The following is a 20374-nucleotide window of genomic DNA, read 5'->3' as shown; positions in this document are numbered from 1 at the left end:
TTGCCTCTAAATTAGTGCGCGTCTAATTCCTAAACCAATTTTATCAGGAGTATAAATCTTAACCAAACAATCTACCGGTACTGTCACAAAACCAATACCACCAAATAACAAGTCACTTTTACTTGAAGTATGGAATTCTTGCCCTTTTAGTTCGGGAAGATCTGTTTCTTTTTCTGGTGGATTCAATAATTCACCAACATGCTTTTCGTAAAAAGTATCAGCATTCTCAGTCTTGGTGCGATGAATGTATAATCCACGCGCCGCATATACTGTAAAGCTAGCCGGATCACCCTTGATAAAGTCTATTCTCCCAAGTCCTCCCAAGAATAGTGTATTACCTGGCTTTAATTGGTATGTCATAGGTTTCAATGGCTTTTGTGGTGAAATAACTGCTAATTCACTAGCATTTAACCGCGTTGCCAACTGATTTTCAGTCATAATACCTGGAGTGTCAACTAAAAAGTGTCCATTTTCCAACGGAATTTCAATTTTGTCCAATGTAGTTCCAGGGAAACGAGAAGTTGTAATCAGATTCTTAATGTCACCCATTTGGTCAATAATTGCATTTAACAAAGTTGATTTTCCAACATTAGTCATGCCAACAAAGTATACATCTTCTGTTCTAGAAGCTTTATCTAAATACGAAATTAAAGTTTCTAAGTTCTTTTGTTTTTTTGCACTAACCAAAAAAATTTTCTTTGGAAATAGGCCAACTCTATTAGCCTCTTGACGCATCCAATCTTTAATTTTGCTTTGACGAGAATTTAGCGGAAATAAATCAAATTTATTTCCTACTAAAATGAAGTCATTATCACCGATAAAACGTTTAAGAGAAGATAATAATGAATTAGTAAAATCAAACAAATCAACCACGTTAACAATTAACGCCTTTTTTTCTGCCAATGAATTTAGCAGTGCTAAAAAGTCATCGTTATCCGCATTAACAGGCATAATTTCATTATAATGACGCAAGCGGAAACAGCGTTGGCAATATGTATCATTATCTTCGTCTTGATTTTCGATAGCTTTCTTCAAACGTTGCGCTGGTAAAAAACCTGCTTCTTCTGGATCAGTTGATTGCAGCTTTGCTCCACAACCGATACAAATTAACTCATCATCCATTTTCTAATGTCTCCTTAAAGGTAACTCTATGCGAAATTGCTAAAAAGAAAAAAATTATTTTTTCTAAGAAGCGATTAATGCGAGTATTCCATTTATCCGTTTCAACCAATGGTTTCACCAAAACTGACTCTACACCGGCTAAATTTCCAGCCTGAATATCAGTAATCAACTGGTCGCCAACCATCATTACCTGATCTTTTGCCAAACCAAGTTGTTCTCTTTTTTTAGTTATTGCAAAAGGAAGCGGCTTTCTTGACTTCGCAACGAAGTCAATTTGATATGGGTTTAGAACCTTACCGATTCTTTCTGCATTATTATTGGAAATTACAACCAAGTTGATGCCAGCTTTAGCCAAACGTTGATTGAGCTCATCCATTTTTTTGGCAGTCTCAAATTCATTCCATGCAAGTAATGTATTATCTAAATCTGAAAAAACTGCTTTGACATTCATTTGTTGAAGCACATCAGTATCTAAATGATAAATCGTATCAATTGTATAACGTGGCCTGAATAACATTCAACTTCCCCTTTATTTAAGTTTTCACTCATCTAATATATCAAAAAAATTCAGTAAAGTGATAATTTTTGACATAAAAAAATGGCGCCAATGCGCCATTTTTAAATTAATTTAAAGCCTTCTTAGCTGTTTCAGCTAATTGTGCAAAGGTCTTTGAATCGTTATAAGCAATATCAGCTAACATCTTACGGTTAATGTCAACACCAGCTACTTTCAAGCCGTGCATTAACTTAGAATATGAAATATCATTCTGTCTTGCAGCTGCATTGATTCTGGCAATCCATAATTTTCTAAAGTCGCTCTTGCGTCTTCTACGGTCACGGAATGCATATCTGTAAGATACAAATAATTGTGTACTTGCAGCCTTAAATTGCATATGCTTTGCGCCACGGTAACCCTTGGCAAGCTTCATAACCTTCTTACGACGTTTACGTGTAACAGTTCCACCCTTAACTCTTGGCATCTAAAATTCCTCCTAAATATCGTCTCTTACAATTAATTAACGCATTTGAGAGAGCATCTGTTTGATGCGCTTCAAGTCGCTGCGTGAAACTAATGCAGCCTTTCTCAAATGACGACGTTGCTTCTTTGTTTTACCGTGGAAACGGTGTCCAGTAAAAGCGTGATGACGTTTTAATTGACCAGAACCTGTTCTCTTGAAACGCTTTGCAGAAGCGCGGTGGGTTTTCATTTTAGGCATTTTCTAATTCCTCCAAATTAACTAATTTACTTTTTATCACTCTTGGGAGCAAGCATTAAGAACATTGAGCGACCTTCCATTTTCGGTTTACTTACTACAGTAGCAATATCCGAAGTGGCTTCAGCCATCTTTTCCAATACTTCGCGACCTAATTCCTTATGAGTAATAGCTCGACCCCTGAACCTAATTGAAACACGAACTTTTGCTCCCTCTTTAGTGAGGAATTTTTGAGCGTGCTTTAATTTAGTGTTAAAATCATTGCCTTCAATTGTTGGGCTCAAACGAATTTCTTTGACACTGACGGTCTTAGATTTCTTACGAGATTCCTTAACCTTCTTTTGTTGTTCAAAGCGGTATTTACCGTAATCCATAATGCGGGCAACTGGTGGCTTGGCATTAGGCGAAATTAGAACTAAATCTAAACTTGCAGCACTGGCTTGGCGTAAAGCCTCAGTCTTTGTTACAACACCAACTTGTTCACCATCTTCATTAATTAAACGAACTTCACGAGCACGTATTTGATCGTTTAATATCAAATTCTTTGGTATAATTCTTCACCTCCGTGTTAATTTGAGGACAAGAAAAAGGCGGGTAAAACGTACCCGCCTTTAATCAACAGAAAATATCGATTAGCCCAGAGGTCAACTTAACATAGGCGAGAAGCGGGAGCTTCTTCTTGTTCTCAACTAATGTGATTATACGCGTTAGTATTCAATTAGTCAATATAATCTGTCTAAAAATGTTCTTAGTCTTGAGGAAAGACCTTTTATCAAAAAATCAAAATTGTTAACTAGCCATGTGCTTATGCAAATAGCTTCCTGCCATTGAAAGTGTAAAACAAATAATAAAATACAGCAAGGTTAATGCTGCAAACATTGGAACAATGTAATTAGCATTTTGACCATAGATGACTTGAGCATGTTGCATCAATTCTGGAACAACGATAATTGTGGCAAGAGAGGTATCCTTAATTAAAGAGACAAATTGTCCAATAATCGTTGGGATCATATGGCGGTATGCTTGTGGCAGTATAATGTGCCACAATGCTTGGACAAAACTCATCCCCGTCGATCTTGCCCCTTCCATTTGCCCCTCAGAAACTGACTGTATACCAGATCTAACAATTTCAGCTAGCATGCTTGATTCAAAAATTGTCATTGCAATGATTGCCGAAGTGATTGCACTAGGTCGATAGCCAATTTTAGGCATTCCAAAATAAGTAAAGAAAATAATTAACAATAAAGGAAGGTTACGAACCAGATCAATTACAAATCCAACCGCAGCTGAAATATATTTAATTTTTGAATATCTTATTATCCCTGATACCGAACCCAAAATAAAACTTAAAACAATCGATACTAATGAAATATATAATGTAACGGCCAAACCTTTAAGCAAGAAGCCAAAGTTGAGCCAAGATAGTGCATCTATCCATGTTTGCATATCAGTCGCCTCCCTACGCTAATTTCTTTTCAAGGTACCGCATGTAGTAACTTAACGGCATCGTGATGATTAAATACAGGACCCCAATAATGAAGTAACTATTCATTGTGTCAAAAGTTACGGATGCAATTGCATTGGCTTGATACATTAAATCAAAGCCAGCTACAAAGGCTAAAATTGAGGAATCCTTAATAAGGTTAACGAACTGATTACCTAATGGTGGAATTACAATCTTCATTGCTTGCGGCAAGATGATGTACTGCATTGCCTGTTTATAAGTCATGCCAGTAGATCTAGCACCTTCCATTTGACCACCAGATACTGATTGAATACCTGAACGAATTATTTCAGCAATAAAAGCTGAAGTATAGAGAAACAATCCGATTGTACCTGCTGTGAAACCATTTAATTGAATAATATACTTTGGAACTATTAGGTAGAAAAACATCACAATAATCAACAGAGGAATATTACGAAAAATTTCTACATAACCACGTCCAATTTTGTTAGCAACTTTATGAGGAATTACTTCTAACAAAGCAATTAAAATACCGAAAATCAAACTGAAAACTAAGGTTAAAAAACTAGCTAAAAGTGTCCAGCCAAAACCTACAAAAAGTTCGTTACTAAAGTGATTTAATATGTTGATCATTTGTAATACATCTCCTTATAGTTGAAACCGGGAACTTGGCCAAACCACTTTTTAATTAAGCGATTATATTCACCACTGCGTTGTATTTTATCAACTGCGCGATTAATTGCGCGATGAAAAGGTTCCTGATTTTGGTTAACCGCAATACCATAAGGTTCTTTCGTAAAAGTGCCACCTCTTACTTCTAAACTTCCCGCACTTTGCGCAGCAAGTCCATACAAAATACCATTATCACTAGTTAAGGCGTCACCTTGATGTGATTTAAGGGCAGAAACAGCTTGACCGTAATCTTGCATTGCAACAACTTTAGCTTTAGGAGCAACTTTTTTAATTACTTCGACCGAGTTGTCACCGACAATTCCTATCACAGTTTTACCATTTAGGTCACGAACACTTTTAACATTAGAGTCCTTATTAACCAGCAATGATTTACCAGCCCTAAAATATGGCTTAGAAAAACTAATGATTTTGGCTCTCTCAGGCGTAATCGTTAAAGTTGCAATTACTGCATCAACATTACCATTTTTCAAAAGTGGGATTCTTGATTGTGATGTTGCTAAAGTAAATCTTGCTTGGCCCTTTGGCCCCAAAATCTCTCTAGTAATGGCTTTAGCCATATCGATGTCAAATCCCTTTTCCTGGTCATCACGAATATCAATTAGACTGAAAAGCTTTTTGTCACCTTCGACGGCCCATGTAATTGTGTTAGATGAACGGACATTTTTTAAAGCGGATTGATCTGTTACGCTTTTTCCGCAACCAGTGAGCATTAATGCACTGAATAATAGAGCAATTGGCCAGATAATTTTTTTCATCATGCCAACCTCCTTAGTGCGAAATGATTTTACTCAAAAATTGTTGTGCACGCACTGTCTTAGGCTGCTTAAAGAAGGCTATACTTTCGTCATCTTCAACAAGATGTCCTTGATCCATAAAAATCACGCGATTAGCTACTTCTTTAGCAAAACCCATTTCATGCGTAACAATCAATGATGTCATTTCGCTTGCAGAGGTTACCTTTTTTATAACCTGCAAAACATCATCAATCATTTCAGGATCAAGTGCAGAAGTTGGCTCATCAAACAGTAACAACTTAGGTTTCATTGCCAAGGATCTAGCGATTGCAACACGCTGCTTCTGTCCACCAGAAATTTGCGCAGGCATGTTTTGTGCCTTATCTGCAAGACCAACCATGTCTAATAGCTCCATCGCCTGTTTTTTGTTTTCCTCTTCAGGCATATGACTAACTATTCTTGGTGCCAACATAATGTTTTCTAGTACATTTTTGTTTGCATAAAGATTGAAGTGTTGGAAAACCATCCCGACATCTTGACGTAAACGATTGGAATCCGTTTTAGGATTGGATAAATCTTGATTATTAACAATCAACTTTCCACCTTGAATCGATTCTAATCGATTTACTGTCCGAATTAGCGTACTCTTACCTGACCCCGAAGGACCAATTAAAACGACCGTTTCACCTTTGTCTATTTCTAAATTAATATCGTGTAAGGCGTGAAATTTACCATAATATTTTTGCACGTCGTGGAATTCTATCATTGACATATAAATGCTCCTTTGTGTTCGATCAACAAAAACACATCATACTTTTCTTATCAATTGATTTAAAAAATCAAAAGTGCATCCCCGTCAACACTACGTTTGTTACCCGACTTGCAAAGTTCCAGTATACTAAAAATTAAATGTTTATGTTGTCACCCTATAATCTTTGATTTATCGATAAATACTTTTTCAATTTCTAACTACCTATTTTTTTCTTGAGTATGACTTAACATCTTGATCAATTTCTGCAATAAATTCGTCAAAACTCTTTACAATTTCTTCTTCAGTTCCGTAACGACGAACGTTAACGCTGTTAGAAGACATTTCTTCATCACCTAAAACTAAGGTATATGGAATCTTTTGGGTTTGAGACTCGCGAATCTTGTAACCCAATTTTTCATTTCTTAAATCTGCTTCAGCTCTGAAGCCGCGCTTGTTAAGTTCATCGCGTACCTTTTTCGCATATTCAGAGTGTGCATCAAGGTTAACTGGAATTACTTCTACTTGTACTGGTGCTAACCAAGTTGGGAACGCACCCTTGTAAATTTCAATTAAGTAAGCAATGAAACGTTCCATTGTTCCAACAATTCCACGGTGAATCATAACTGGACGGTGCTCTTCACCATCTTGGCCAACGTATGACAAGTTGAAGCGTTCTGGCAACATGAAGTCAAGTTGAATGGTTGACATGGTTTCATCCGCACCTAAAGCAGTCTTGGTTTGAATATCAAGTTTAGGACCGTAAAAGGCTGCTTCACCTTCGGCTTCAACATATTCAAGTCCCATGTCATCCATTGCCTTCTTAAGCATTGATTGACTTCTTTCCCACATTTCATCATTTGCAAAGTATTTTTCAGTGTTCTTTGGATCACGATATGAAAGTCTGAAGTAGTAATCAGTAATATCAAAGTCCTTATATACTTCCATGATTAGTCTCAGAATCTTGGTAAATTCTTCTTGAACTTGCTCAAGTGCAACGAAAGTGTGACCATCATTCAAAGTCATTTCACGAACACGTTGCAATCCAGATAAGGCACCTGATTTTTCATACCGGTGCATCATACCTAATTCAGCGATTCTGATTGGTAATTCACGGTAAGAACGAATATGGTGCTTGTAAATTTGAATATGTGAAGGACAGTTCATTGGCCGTAATTCGAGCATTTCACCATCACCCATATCCATTGGTGGGAACATATCATCACGATAGTGTGCCCAGTGTCCAGAAGTCTTATATGCATCAACATTCATCAAAACTGGGGTATATACGTGTTGATAGCCATCGGCAACTTCTTTATCAATAATGTAGCGTTCAACAACACGGCGAATAGTTGCACCCTTTGGCATCCAGTATGGTAAGCCAGCACCAACTTTAGGATCAACGAAGAATAAGTCAAGATCACGTCCGATTGTCCGGTGATCACGTTCTTTAATATCTTCACGGCGTTTAATATCTGCATCCAAGTCTGCTTTCTTAAAGAATGCTGTACCTGAGATTCTTTGCAGCATTGGATTGGATGACTTGCCCTTCCAATATGCACCAGCAACAGATAAAAGCTTAAATTGTTTAATTTTGCCAGTGTTTGGTAAAAGTGCGGCAAACCCAAAGTCAACAAAGTCACCTAACTTGTATGCCTTAACTTCATCGCCTGCTTCTTGACTTAATAGCTCAAGCTTGAATGGATCATCTTTAAAGATTTCTTCCAATTCAGCCTTAGGCATAACAACACTTTCAATTTTTTCGCCTGCTTTAACTGCTTTCTTAACAGCATTTTCAAGTTCAGGTAATTCATTGACTTTAATTTGATTTTCCTTATCGGTGTCAACAAAAAAGCCATCTTCGCCTGCAGCATGTTCACCAAAACGTAATTCTGGATATGCTTTTTTAGCAACTGCTTCAAAAACAAATGCTACTGTGTCACGTAAGACATTCAAGCCTTCTTCATCTTTATCAGTAATAATTGCTACATTAGCATCGCGATCGAGTTGATAACCAACCGGTTGTAATTGTCCATCTACCTTACCAGCAAGTGCTGCTTTTCCTAGTGATGTTGAAATACCATGTGCCAAATCACTAATTGTAATTGCTTGATCAAAATCACGTTTTGATCCATCTGGCAAAATAACTGAAAAACTCATCTATACCTCCGAAAATATAAAAAAACGCCCCAGTGCATCACTGCACTGGGACGTTATTAGCGTGGTTCCACCCAAATTTCAAGTCAGACATACAAATCTAACTTCTCAAATTAAGTTGATAATGGAACTCACCCATTTTAATTACTTTTTAAGTTTGAATGAGTGGGGTACATCTACATTGAACCACTTCCAGAATAATGTGATTCTCTCTGACTTGAGCTGCATCATGTTCATTCAATTAAGATAATTATACATATCTAACATTTTTTTGCAAGAACTTTTTTAATAAAAATCACAAAAAGCACTTTTTAGTTAAGTGCTTTTGCTTTAACCTTTTTTTAATTTAGCGTCGTCTATTAGGACCAGAAACAACGACCTCTTTAGCCAAAGTCCGTACTCTTTCCATTAGTCTTGCAGCTTTAACTGGATCTATTGCATTTTTAGTCTCCTTAAAATGTTCTTCCAAATCGTTCATCGAGAAATTGGAAGAAAAGAAAGTCGGCAATTGATTGTCCATCCTGGATTGCAGGATTACTGCTAAAACTTCGTCACGAGACCACTGACTGAGATTTTCAGCACCAATATCATCCAAAATTAGTACATCACAATTTGAAATTCGCTGTACCTCTTCCGGCAGGCTATTATCATTAAAATGACTTGAAAGACCGGCAATGAAATTAGGCACATGCATGAAAACAACACGCTTATTCATCATTGCAAGCGAATTTGCCAAGCCAGCAAGAATGAAAGTTTTACCTACTCCAAAACTACCTGATAAAAATAGACCTTTTTGATGAATATTCTTAGAGTACGCACTCAAGAATTGACTAATATCAGCCATTGCTTGCTTTCTTTCAGGCGTTATCTCAACTTGACTGAGTTTAATATCATGCAAACTGGTTGGCAGATCAATTAAACGCAGATTCTTTCTGGCACTAATTTCCCGATCATGTTCAATCTTACTGTCTTCAGGAACGTAAGTAATATCAATCGCATTAGTATTTAGAATCAATTTCGGTTTAAAACCCTGTGTGACTGGATCCTTTTTATTTTGTTGAAACAAATAAAATTCAAAAAGAGCAGACATACTCTTATCAATCATTTCATCCGTTATTTTGTCCTGATGAGCGCTAATGAACTGACTGACAGCCGGTTCAGCTAAAACTTGTTGCCTAATCTGAGCTGGATCAATTTTTTTAGCTGCTGGATGATTCTTTCCAGAAATAAATTTATTAATCGGTTCCATAGATTCACCTACTTCATGCCATTTTGGTCTTCAAAGTTCTTGAAAAAGTTCTTTAAATCTGCCGAAGAAACGTCTGATTTAACTGTAGCTTTTTTCTTGCTCCAGTCCGTTGCCTTTTCAACCCTTTTCGCCTGACTATAACGAGGATATTTCCCTTTATTTTGCTCACGTTTACTCATATAGTCAAGTGCTTGCTCACCCGTCTTCACACCGTGCTGCAACCAATCATGCAGGATTTTATTCGCTAAACGATAGGAAATATTCGGTGCGCTTTTTAGACAAGCGTAGGTCAAAAGATTCAGCAATTCAGCTGGTATCCCTTTTTCATTGTATAAACTGTCAAGGACATGATATTCGCTTGCATCAACATAATCATGACGCTCAGTTTTTAGATAATATAAAAACTGAGCTGGAGATTTACTCTTAGCAAGTTGTAAAAGTTTTTGTTCTTGTTCACTAAAATGCGTATTTGAAGGACTGGTTTCTTCAGCACGCGTGACTCTTTTAAGTTGATCACGTGTTGTTTGGGCATGAATACTGTTTGCGATTGTTTTTTTGATTAAAGACATATCAAGCTGATAGTCACCGTGTAAACACGATAAAGCCTCATCAACAAATTCTTGTTCGGACAAACCATAGGTGCGCATAACGGCCCGAATTGCTTCGCGGTTGCGATCAATTTCTGTCTCCGGAATCTGATAAATCTCAAACTGCTGCTTCATAAAATCCCAGTCAATCTTGTCATCTTGTTTGATACTTGCCTGAACAGGTTTAGGAATCTGGTTTTCTTGAGCAGCCTGTTTCACTTCAATTGAAGGTTCAATTGCTTCTTGATCAGGTAAGCGAAAGACATCCATGAATGAGGCCGAAACATCAGTTGCAGTTGTTAAGCCATTAGGTTGGTTTAAGTTCTGACTAGCTTCTTGCGCAAAGACATGACTCAATTTTTGAAATGCGCTGATACCAATTTTTTCTTTAAGCAAACTGGCTAAAAGAGGTGTGGCAAAAAATTCATTACTACTTGGAACCTTTGCTAGCTGAAAAACTAGTACCTTACCCATAATTTCATTTTCAATCATGCGTGTTTGAATCAAACCAGTACCTTCAAGCTTATGCAACGCAGTAAAAAGACTTTTAAGGTTGCAATCAAGCTGTTCTTGTAACGCGTATAAGCCAGTTGAATCAGATAGCATTGCACCAGAATTATAATCTTCATTCAGACTAAGGTACATGGAAAGAGCTAGAGAGCCAATTAAAGGCTGATAAAGCTTTACTAAAATGCGAAGATCAGCTGGATATAGGTCAATATGATTAGCAATAAAAAAGGGGTGTTTGGGATTATCTGTCTCAAACATTTCTAATTTCCTTTCTCTCTTTTAGCAATCATATCCTCCATTGTCTTCATAAAACTCGACATATCTTTAAATTCGCGATAAATCGACGCAAAACGAATATAAGCAACATCATCTAGTTCAGCTAATTCATCCATTACCAACTGACCAATTTTTTTCGAAGATATTTCACTTACACCTTGCTGTCTAACCTTGTTTTCAACGTGATCAACTAGTTCTTCAAATTGTGCACTGGTAATTGGACGCTTTTGTCCAGCTGCCATTACACCATGCAGAATCTTTTTACGATTAAACGGCTCTCTAGTATTATCATTCTTAATTACTAATAATGGCGTTGTTTCAATTCGCTCAAAAGTAGTAAAGCGAAAGCCACAGTTTTCACATTCTCTTCTGCGTCTAATTGCGCGATTTTCATCACTTGGACGCGAATCGATTACACGTGAGGCATTTTGCCGACAATTAGGACATTCCATCTTAGTCCTCCTCTTTTAGTTCACATAGCAGGTTTGCTAATTTAGTTTCTAGCTCTTTTATTGTACCAGTATTTGTGATGACATAATCTGCTAATTTTTCCTTTTGCGATAGTGGCATCTGTGTTTTTATTCTATTTAAAGCCTCAGTTTTATTTAGGCGATCACGTGTCATTAATCGCTGCAATTGCAACTCCTCTGGAACCGCAATTAACAAGGTTTTATCGCAATAATCTTTTACTTTAGTTTCAAATAGCAAAGGTGCATCTACAATAACTACTGGTTTCTTTAAAAGTTTATTTTGCGTAATTTTATCTTCAATTTCGCTAAAAATCAATGGATGTGTTATCTGGTTAAGCACATTTAACTTACTTTGATCATTAAAAACAATTTGTCCTAACTTTTTGCGATTAAGTGTACGATCAGAATTTAAAATATCTTGGCCAAAGTAACTAATCACTTTTTTATAGCCTAACTGACCAATATTTAAAATGTCATGTGCAATCACATCGCTGTCAATAACAGGTAAATTGCGCTTAAGGAAAAAAGCATCTGCCGTGCTTTTTCCACTTGCAATTCCACCTGTTAAGCCAAGTACTAAAGTCATTTATAAATTACCTGACAGTGGGGACAAAATGTAGTCCCTCGGCCCGAAACTTTTATTTTTTCTAATGGTGTGTCACAACGAACGCATGGCTCTCCCTTATGACCATAAACTTTGAGCATTTCCTGAAAACCACCGGTTTTTCCATTAGCATCAAGGTATGTATGAACCGTAGTTCCTCGTTCTTCAATCGCTAATTCAATTAAAGAATTAATGTTATCGTGAAGCTGCTTGATTTTTGTTTTGGGAAGAGCATTGGCCATACTTAAAGGATGAATTTTGGTTTCCCATAAAACTTCATCAACATAGATATTACCTAGTCCGGCAACCACTGACTGATCAAGAAGCGTATTCTTAATACTCTTTTTCTTGCGCGCAAGTCCCCTAGTAAAAGCAGCAACTGTAAAATCGGGGGAATTAGGTTCTGGTCCCAGTTTACTGATACCAGTTACTTCTTTTTCCGTTCCAGTTTTAACTAACTGCATTCTACCGAATTTACGAACATCGTTATATCTCAAAGCTGAGCCATCGGTAAAAACAAACTGAACATGATCATGCTTATCTTTTTTCGTATTTTCTTTAACTAAGCGATACTTGCCTTCCATGCGCAAATGAGAAACTACCGTCAAATTCCCACTCAACCTAATCAACAAGTACTTGGCATAGCGATCAATCGTTTCTATTTTCTTATTAACTAATTGCTGTTCAAATTCTTGCGGATCACTGGCAATAATTTTGGGGTACCACAACGTAACTTTTTTTATTGTTTTTCCTTTAATCAGTGGTAATAAGGTACGACGTACCGTCTCAACCTCTGGCATTTCTGGCATTACTTATACTCCTTATTTGGCATCAAACCAGTTGTGACCATAACCTGAATCAGCAACTAAAGGAATATCTAATCTAACTGCTGATTGCATTACTTCAGGCACAATCTTCTTAATTGTTTCAAGCTCATCTTTTGGAACATCAAAAATCAATTCATCGTGAACCTGGACAACCATCTTAGTCTTCAAGTGCATTTCATCTAACTTTTGCTGCATATTAATCATTGCAATTTTAATAATGTCTGCGGCAGATCCTTGAATTGGTGAGTTGATTGCAGTTCTTTCCGCAAAAGAACGGACATTGAAATTCTTCGCATGAATGTCAGGAAGGTACCGACGTCTATGCATAATAGTTTCCGCATAACCTTTTTCACGCGCAACTTTCACTGCTTTATCCATATAATCTTTAATTTGTGGATATTGTTCAAAGTAGTTATCAATAAATTCTTTTGCCTGCTTACGACTAATATTTAAGTTTTTGGACAAACCATAATCTGAAATACCATAAACAATACCAAAGTTAACTGCCTTTGCACGGCGACGCATTAATGGTGTTACTTCATCGGTTGACTTTAAGTGAAAAATTCTCATTGCAGTATGAGCGTGGATATCGTAACCCGTTCTAAATGCTTCTTGCATCTGCTCGTCACCTGAAACCTGAGCTAAAACCCGCAATTCAATTTGTGAATAGTCACAAGAGAAAATATAACCATCAGGTTGACTAGGAACGAACGCTTTTCTAATCTGCTTTCCTTCCTCTGTCCTAGTTGGAATATTTTGTAAGTTAGGATCCACTGAAGAAAGACGTCCTGTTGCGGTCAAAGTTTGCAAATAGCGCGTGTGTACACGTCCGTCTTTTTGAATGACATCGAGCAAGCCATTAACATAAGTTGACTGGATTTTTGCAATTTGACGATAAGAAAGAATCTTTTCAATAATTGGATTCTCATCCTTAAGCTGATTTAAAACATCAACTGAAGTCGAATAGCCAGTTTTAGTCTTTTTGATTGGCTTAAGGCCCATTTTTTCAAACAGGATATGGCCAAGCTGTTTTGGCGAATTAATATTGAACTCTTCGCCAGCTTCTTCATAAATTTCCTTCTCCATTTTGGACAATTCACCAGCAAACTCATCTTGCAATTGGGTCAATGTATCAGGTAATACCTTGATACCATTAATTTCCATCTTTGCCAAAACGCGCGCAACGGGAATCTCGACGCTAGCAAAAAGATCATCCTGTTCATGCTCCTTAAGTTTAGCAAGTAAGGTTTCCTTCAAGCTTTCGATTGCTTCAGCCTTGGTTGCAAGGTGATTAAACAAAACCTTATCATCTTCAGGGATTTGTTCACTTTTTCCTTTTCCGTAGACGTCCAAATCACTTCTAACCGAATTATTACCATACATCCGGCAAACTTCAGCCATGTCATCCGAATTATTTTCATTGTTAATCAAGTATGAAGCAAGGAGCATATCATAATCGATTCCATGTGCATGAATTCCAAGTCGGTTAAGTCCAACTGTCGTACGTTTTAAATCAAAAACATCCTTTTTGATTTTTTCATCTTCTAACAGATGTTGCAAATTTTGCTCTTTTAATAGGTCAACATCGCGACTGACATAAATTTGACCAGCAATTTTAACTGCAAAACCAACGAAATCAGCTAAATGATAATTAGGTCCGAGCATCCCTAAGTAAAAGACAATGGTGTCGCCTTCTTTAGCGTCAACTTTTGCCAAATTATCCTTTGTCAATTCCGTATATTCCATCAAAACTTTTTCATTTTCATCATTTTGATTTTCTGAATCTGCAGCGCTAGGATCAAGTTCACTTAAAAACTTTCTGAAATTCATTTTTTCATAAAAACGTCGTAATTTTGGGTAGTCGACATCCTTACGCTTAATATTATCAATTCCAATCGTAACTGGAGTTTGACAATCAATAGTAGCAAGTTTTTTACCCAAAAGAGCCTTGTCTTTATCGTTTAGCAGGTTTTCTTTTAATTTTGACTGCTTCATTTCGTCGATATGATCATAAAGATTTTCAACTGAACCATATTCTTGGACCAATTGCGAAGCCTTTTTGGGACCCACCTTGGTTACTCCAGGATAATTATCGGAATTGTCGCCCATCAATGCTTTCATATCGATAAATTCAGTTGGTGTAACACCATTAACTTCTTTCATGTGTTCCGGTGTGTAAGCCTCTAAGTTCATCACACCTGACTTAGTCACCATGACCGTAGTCTTTTCAGTAGCTAATTGGGTTAAATCTTTATCACCAGTCACAATTGTTACATCGAAACCATTTTTTTCACCGATTCTAGAAAAAGTACCGATGATATCATCCGCTTCATAGTTTTCCAGCTCGTAGGTCGATATACCTAAGTCATGCAGCAATTCTTGAATATACGGTAATTGCTCGGACAATTCGCCTGGAGTTTTCTGACGTCCACCCTTATAATCTTCGTACATGTTATTTCTAAAAGTAGTTTTGCCCGCATCAAAAGCAACTAAAACATGGTCAGGCTTAACATCGTTAAGTAAGACATCAAGCATGTTTTTAAATGTATAAATGGCATTAGTATGTAATCCCTCAGGATTTCTGAAGTTCTCAAGCTGACGGTATAATGCATAAAAAGCGCGAAAGGCAACAGAATTACCATCAATTAAAAGTAGTTTTTGGTTAGCCATTAGATCTCCTCACAGTTAAACTAGTCTAGTATTCATTAATCATTTTACCAGTTTTTCCTTTTTTCTGGCACAATACAGATCTATCTTGCAATTTACTTAACTTATTAATTTTGAACAACAAAAAAGACTGAAAACTCAGTCTTTTTTGTTGTTTTCTATTTAGTTCATTGTACTGATCCATATAATATATGGTGTAGTAGCGCCTAAAATAGCATCACTTTCTGCTTGTGACTTATCATAATGAGATAAATCATTTTGGGTCTTAACCAAGATTGCTTTTGCAGCTTTGACTTCTGCAATTGTTGCCTTATCAGAACTTAGTGTCGTTTTAGCTAACTTCAGTGCAGCATTAAAGCGATTTTCAAGATTACTCAAAGACGAGCTTTGGTATGGCGTAATGTTTTCTTGATCTACTAAATCTTGTAATTCCTGTTTGTCTTCTTTGACTGCTATCTTAGCATCTTTTTGAGCCTGCTCAGGTGTGTTAGTTGGTTTTAAAGCTGGACCTGATTCATATTCAGTTGTATCTGCCTTAACATAAACTAAACCAGTAAAATCTTGTGCGTGATAATTAGCTAATGAATAAAAACGAGGCTCGTTCCAGGAATCCTTTAACAAGTAAAATAGTTCTGCCTTATTGTCATTAGCATTCCACAAATAAGTTGCACTTTCAACTGGATAAACATCATAGGCAGCAAAAGTTGCGTTAGGATCAGTTGTAGGACGAGCTGAACCATCCACATTATAAGTTCCAGCTTTTTGGGTAAATATAATGTAACTAGCTTGCGTATAAGTTTGCAATTGTTGCTTAGGTTTAGCCTTTATTTTGGTTTCTGGAATAAAGGCAGTCTTAGTTCCGCGAACACGATATTCAACCGAAAGACCGGATTGACCTGACATACCAGTCACACGGTCAACTTGGTAGGTTTTACCATTTTTTAAGTTAATGCTGTCTTTACCAACACCGATTTTGTATGATTCGTTCTTTTTTAAATTGGCAATTTTAACAGTTGCTTGATCAGTATATAAGGGATGGCCAGCAATTCGATAAACATTGTTTGCTTTAACATATCCACCGGAGCTAAGTTTGTAATAGCATTGGCCCTTAATCATCTTATATGGTAACCAAGATTGCTTTTCACGATCTTCATTTAACAAATAGAACTTTTTAGTGTTAGGTTCAACTTCTTTAATAGAACCAGAAAAGTTTATACTCGTGCCCTTTTTCAAATATGCATTATTCTTTTGCCCATGATAATTTTTAATCCTTTTACCCTTTTGATTAAAAATATAGGCATTATGCGCTAATTCGAGACTGTTATTGTCTGTTGCTGCTTTAACAGTTGCAGCGTTAAAACTTGCTAACCGGCTTACAAGCCCAAGCGTTATCATTCCAGCTACTGCGCCTTTAAGCATCTTTTTTTGTAAATTCATAATTACCTCAAACTACTTTTTTAAAAATTTTAATCTCTATTTTAGCTGAAAAATAAAATTAATAAAGAAAAAACCAAACTAAAATTTTTAGTTTGGTTCATAAATTAACTACAGAATTTCTAATGCTTAATAAAAACTATTAAATCAACACCTAATATGGCTTCGTATCGGTTACATAATCTAGAAGACTAAGTTCGTCAGGCGACTTCAATTCTTTTTCTTGCTGTCCTTTTAGGACAAAGGTTGCTTGTTTGACTTCCATTACAGTTGCAGTATCTGAGGCAACGAGCTTTTTGGCAGTTGCTAACGCTGCATCATAACCGTCATGTTTAAATTCCTTGTAAGATTCTGAATTCTTAACTACATTTTCTTGATCAATTAGTTTCTGCAAGTCTGATTTTTCAGTATTTGTTGCTAGCCGGGTATCAGCTTTAGCCTGCTCAGGCGTATTAACTGGCGTAAAGTATGGGCCACCGATATATTTACAGTCATCTGCTTTAAGATAGCTCAAATTATCCTTAGAATTGTCCACGTAAACAATATCACCCATACCTGAATCACCTAGCAAATGATAAAATAACTCCGCCTTATTTTCTTTTGGTAACCAAATATAAAGTAATTCATCTACTGGTAGTTTATCACCTTTACCAAAAGGTCTATAGGCTTCAAATGGTGGCTGTTGATTTTCTCTAACTTCACCTTTATTGTTAAAAGTATTGATACTGTCATTAATTAAAACATAGGTGTAACCACTAAAAGTCAGTAATTTCTGTCTTGGTGGCGTTACTACAACTGATTTTGCTAAAAAGCCAGTCTTTGTACCACTAATGCGGTAAGAAGGAACTGCAGATGGATCCTCCTGCTTTAACGTGGTACGATCTACCTTGATATTTTGCTTATTCTTGATCATCATGCTGTCTTTTCCGCGACCAACAGGAAAAGAATTAGGAGTTTTTACCTTAACGGTTGCTTCAGCAGTATAAAGCGGTTTTTGATTAATCTGGCCAACATTGGCCGCATTAATATAACCACCAGAACCTATATTGTAATAATAGCTTTTGCCAATCTTAGTATATGGTAACCATGTTTGGTGATAATTATCATCATCTAAAAGGAAGTACTGCTTAGTATTGGGCTCGATTGATTCAAGTTTATCAGCAAACTTTACAGTTGCTCCTTTATACAAATGAGTCTTGTATCTACTGCCCTGAAATCTCTTGAGTCGTTTACCATTTTTATTATAAACGTAAGCGCCATGCACTAATTTCATTGTATTCGTAGTTGTCGTTGCTGCAAACACTTCATTTGCTTGACGTACTGTTGCAAAAGATCCTAACGCCAAAACGCTTGCTATGGCACCTAATGCAATTCTTTTCTTTAACTTCATAATATCACCTCATTATCAATTATAGTCCTAAATACTATTTACGACTTTAATAAATAAAAATGACCATTACCTAATAAGTAACAGCCATTTTTTAATTAAATTAATTTTTCCAAAGCATCTTCATATTTTTGAATATCACCTGCGCCCATAAAGACAATCACACTGTCTTTATTTTGGGCCAGGTCAGCAATGTTGTCGAGGTTGATTACTTCGGACCCGGGAATCTTAGCTACTAGATCCTCACTCGAGATGTCGCCACTTGCTTCTCTGGCGGAAGCATAAATTGGGGTAACGTATGCTTTATCAACTCCTCTTAAAATTTCTTCAAAATCATGTGCATACTTTTTAGTTCGCGAAAAAGTATGCGGTTGGAAGACAACTACAAGTCTCTTATCAGGAAACTTCTGTCTAGCTGCTTGAATCGTTGCCCGCATTTCAGTTGGGTGGTGAGCATAGTCATCGATAATATTAATATCGCCAAAATCCTTTTCGGAAAAGCGACGTTTAGCACCTTGATACGTAAGGAGCCCTTGCTTGATATCTTCCAAAGGTATCTTCTCTGTGTGAGCAACAGCAATAACAGCTGTTGCATTCAAAATATTATGATCGCCAAACAAGTGAATTGTGAATTCACCAATCATTTGACCGTGATCCAAAACACTGAAGGTGGAGCCTTCTGTTGTTCGCTTGACGTCTACTGCTTGAAAATCATCATTAGCTTCAAACCCGTAAGTATATTTAGGGACTGCTGTTTTGAGTTCACGTAAACGTTCATTTCCACCCCAAACGAATAAACCCTTTTTTGTCTGATCAGCAGCGGTTTGAAAAGCAGAAGTATAATCTGCTTGATCCTTAAAGTAGTCAGGATGATCAAAATCAATATTTGTCATAATCTGATAGTCAGGATGGTAGGCCAAAAAGTGACGGCGATATTCGTCAGCTTCGTAGACAAAAAAGCGTGAATTCTTGATTCCTTTTCCTTCACCATCTCCAATTAGATATGAAGTTGGCGCTGCTTCGCTCATTACGCGAGCAAGAATTCCAGTTGTTGAGGTCTTGCCATGAGTTCCTGCCACACCAATACTTGTATGCATCGCAACAACTTCTTCAACCGTATCAGGATAGCTTTGCCAGCTAATCCCTTTGTCCTCACAAGCCTTAACTTCAACATTATCGTTTTTGAACGCATTCCCTTTAACAATTACTTGACCTTCAGTTTTGATATTGTCAGCACTAAAAGGAGCAATTCTAATCCCAGCTTTTGTGAGTGGTTCCTGCGTGAATGTATATTTTTCAATATCACTACCGCTCACTTCATAACCTAGATCATTAAGTAATAATGCTAGGGCAGCCATTCCTGTTCCCTTAATTCCAATAAACCAAATTTGCTTGTTCTTGTCTAACATATCTTAGCTCCAAAATCTATTTTTCATCGTTTATTATTTTACCATTGTTGCAGTAAAAAGAGCAGAATTCAAATAAACAGTTAATTATAAAAATAAATTTCAAATTACCGCTGTACGTTTTTAACCATAAAAAAACTTCACGTTAACCGTGAAGTTTATGTTTATTTATAGGCTGATTTTACCGCTAGCTAATAATTCATCACATTTAGCAGCATCAAATTCGTCTCCAACTTGAAAATCATCTGGTAAAACCATGATGCCACGTTTTTCTGGAGCATGTTCAAGGCCTAATTCGCGTGCTGAACAAATCATTCCGTATGAGTCAACATGACGTAATTCACCAGGCCAAATCATTTGTCCGTTAGGCATTAAAGTTCCTGGTAAGGCAACAACTACCTTTTGTCCTTGAGCAATATTAGGAGCGCCACAAACAATTTGATGTTCTTCGCCATTACCAACTTCAACTGTAATGACATGTAAATGATCAGAATCAGGGTGCTTATCACAAGTCTTAACATAGCCATAAACCAATGTTGGTTTACCATATGCAAGTCCCTCAGCAAAACCGGCATCTGCTAATGCTTTATTCAATGCACTTAAATCTGCATCGGATAATTTAACTTGACCGTCTGGTAACTTATCGTAGTCAATAACTTTATCAACGTTGAAAAAGTTGAAGCCAGTGACGTTCCCTTTTTCATCAGTGATACGAGTAATATCACCTTTTTCTTCATATTCACTCTTACCTTGATCTTGGCCTAAAATAACAATCAAAGTATTGGGATAGCTATGTTTATTAATACTAGTAATCATCAAAATTC

At 36.7% G+C, this 20374-nt stretch carries 20 protein-coding genes and 1 other annotated feature; all 20 genes read right to left on the bottom strand.

All coding sequences use genetic code 11. From position 1 onward, the window contains the following. Positions 1 to 6 precede the first annotated feature (6 nt). On the bottom strand, positions 7 to 1122 hold the full coding sequence (yqeH, locus tag H3R21_RS00335) for a ribosome biogenesis GTPase YqeH (RefSeq protein WP_198182311.1): 1116 nt from the start codon (positions 1120 to 1122) through the stop codon (positions 7 to 9). Continuing rightward, the gene (locus H3R21_RS00330; protein WP_198182310.1) at positions 1115 to 1639 is read right to left on the bottom strand and encodes a YqeG family HAD IIIA-type phosphatase; all 525 of its coding nucleotides are present in this window, start codon (positions 1637 to 1639) and stop codon (positions 1115 to 1117) included. The genes yqeH and H3R21_RS00330 overlap by 8 nt, the downstream gene beginning before the upstream one ends. Before the next feature lie 106 nt (positions 1640 to 1745). Continuing rightward, complete coding sequence (gene rplT, locus H3R21_RS00325; RefSeq protein ID WP_046307264.1) at positions 1746 to 2102, bottom strand: 50S ribosomal protein L20; 357 nt, start codon at positions 2100 to 2102, stop codon at positions 1746 to 1748. Between the two features lie 36 nt (positions 2103 to 2138). Then, complete coding sequence (gene rpmI / locus H3R21_RS00320; protein ID WP_046307267.1) at positions 2139 to 2339, bottom strand: 50S ribosomal protein L35; 201 nt, start codon at positions 2337 to 2339, stop codon at positions 2139 to 2141. Between the two features lie 26 nt (positions 2340 to 2365). Next, complete coding sequence (gene infC, locus H3R21_RS00315; RefSeq protein ID WP_046307269.1) at positions 2366 to 2875, bottom strand: translation initiation factor IF-3; 510 nt, start codon at positions 2873 to 2875, stop codon at positions 2366 to 2368. A 37-nt stretch (positions 2876 to 2912) separates the two neighbouring features. After that, positions 2913 to 3023 (bottom strand) — a sequence feature (ribosomal protein L20 leader region). 102 nt (positions 3024 to 3125) lie between these two features. After that, positions 3126 to 3782: an amino acid ABC transporter permease gene (locus H3R21_RS00310; protein WP_198182309.1), complete on the bottom strand. Its 657-nt coding sequence runs from the start codon at positions 3780 to 3782 to the stop codon at positions 3126 to 3128. Between the two features lie 13 nt (positions 3783 to 3795). After that, positions 3796 to 4434 (bottom strand): amino acid ABC transporter permease, encoded by a 639-nt coding sequence (locus H3R21_RS00305; protein ID WP_046307274.1) that lies wholly within the window; start codon positions 4432 to 4434, stop codon positions 3796 to 3798. After that, positions 4431 to 5252 carry a transporter substrate-binding domain-containing protein gene (locus H3R21_RS00300; protein ID WP_232352274.1) on the bottom strand — a complete coding sequence of 274 codons (822 nt, stop codon included), beginning with the start codon at positions 5250 to 5252 and terminating at the stop codon, positions 4431 to 4433. The genes H3R21_RS00305 and H3R21_RS00300 overlap by 4 nt, the downstream gene beginning before the upstream one ends. A 10-nt stretch (positions 5253 to 5262) precedes the next feature. Beyond that, positions 5263 to 6000 carry an amino acid ABC transporter ATP-binding protein gene (locus tag H3R21_RS00295; RefSeq protein ID WP_046307278.1) on the bottom strand — a complete coding sequence of 246 codons (738 nt, stop codon included), beginning with the start codon at positions 5998 to 6000 and terminating at the stop codon, positions 5263 to 5265. Positions 6001 to 6201: 201 nt separating this feature from the next. After that, a complete protein-coding gene (gene thrS, locus H3R21_RS00290; protein ID WP_198182308.1) occupies positions 6202 to 8136 on the bottom strand; it encodes a threonine--tRNA ligase in 1935 nt (644 codons plus the stop codon). Between the two features lie 343 nt (positions 8137 to 8479). Beyond that, entirely contained in the window at positions 8480 to 9382 is a 903-nt protein-coding gene (gene dnaI, locus H3R21_RS00285) for a primosomal protein DnaI (RefSeq protein ID WP_198182307.1), read from the bottom strand. A gap of 8 nt (positions 9383 to 9390) precedes the next feature. Continuing rightward, on the bottom strand, positions 9391 to 10737 hold the full coding sequence (locus H3R21_RS00280) for a DnaD domain protein (RefSeq protein ID WP_198182306.1): 1347 nt from the start codon (positions 10735 to 10737) through the stop codon (positions 9391 to 9393). 2 nt (positions 10738 to 10739) lie between these two features. After that, positions 10740 to 11207, bottom strand: a complete 468-nt coding sequence (gene nrdR, locus H3R21_RS00275; RefSeq protein WP_046307290.1) for a transcriptional regulator NrdR — start codon at positions 11205 to 11207, stop codon at positions 10740 to 10742. Between the two features lies 1 nt (position 11208). Continuing rightward, positions 11209 to 11811 (bottom strand): dephospho-CoA kinase, encoded by a 603-nt coding sequence (gene coaE, locus H3R21_RS00270; protein WP_109715651.1) that lies wholly within the window; start codon positions 11809 to 11811, stop codon positions 11209 to 11211. Further along, a complete protein-coding gene (gene mutM, locus H3R21_RS00265; RefSeq protein WP_109715652.1) occupies positions 11808 to 12638 on the bottom strand; it encodes a DNA-formamidopyrimidine glycosylase in 831 nt (276 codons plus the stop codon). Before mutM ends, coaE begins: the two co-directional genes overlap by 4 nt. 12 nt (positions 12639 to 12650) lie before the next feature. Beyond that, positions 12651 to 15326 (bottom strand): DNA polymerase I, encoded by a 2676-nt coding sequence (gene polA / locus H3R21_RS00260; protein ID WP_198182305.1) that lies wholly within the window; start codon positions 15324 to 15326, stop codon positions 12651 to 12653. Between the two features lie 159 nt (positions 15327 to 15485). Continuing rightward, entirely contained in the window at positions 15486 to 16760 is a 1275-nt protein-coding gene (locus H3R21_RS00255) for an SLAP domain-containing protein (protein WP_198182304.1), read from the bottom strand. 151 nt (positions 16761 to 16911) lie between these two features. After that, a complete protein-coding gene (locus H3R21_RS00250; protein ID WP_198182303.1) occupies positions 16912 to 18147 on the bottom strand; it encodes an SLAP domain-containing protein in 1236 nt (411 codons plus the stop codon). A 95-nt stretch (positions 18148 to 18242) separates the two neighbouring features. Next, on the bottom strand, positions 18243 to 19553 hold the full coding sequence (gene murC / locus H3R21_RS00245; protein WP_198182302.1) for a UDP-N-acetylmuramate--L-alanine ligase: 1311 nt from the start codon (positions 19551 to 19553) through the stop codon (positions 18243 to 18245). A gap of 165 nt (positions 19554 to 19718) precedes the next feature. Then, entirely contained in the window at positions 19719 to 20366 is a 648-nt protein-coding gene (gene ytpR / locus H3R21_RS00240) for a YtpR family tRNA-binding protein (protein ID WP_198182301.1), read from the bottom strand. Positions 20367 to 20374 lie beyond the last annotated feature (8 nt).

Source organism: Lactobacillus sp. W8172, from assembly GCF_016102055.1.
Classification (GTDB): Bacteria; Bacillota; Bacilli; order Lactobacillales; family Lactobacillaceae; genus Lactobacillus; species Lactobacillus apis_A.
The sequence above is the reverse complement of the archived record's forward strand: the minus strand, read 5'-3'. Positions and strand labels throughout refer to the sequence as shown.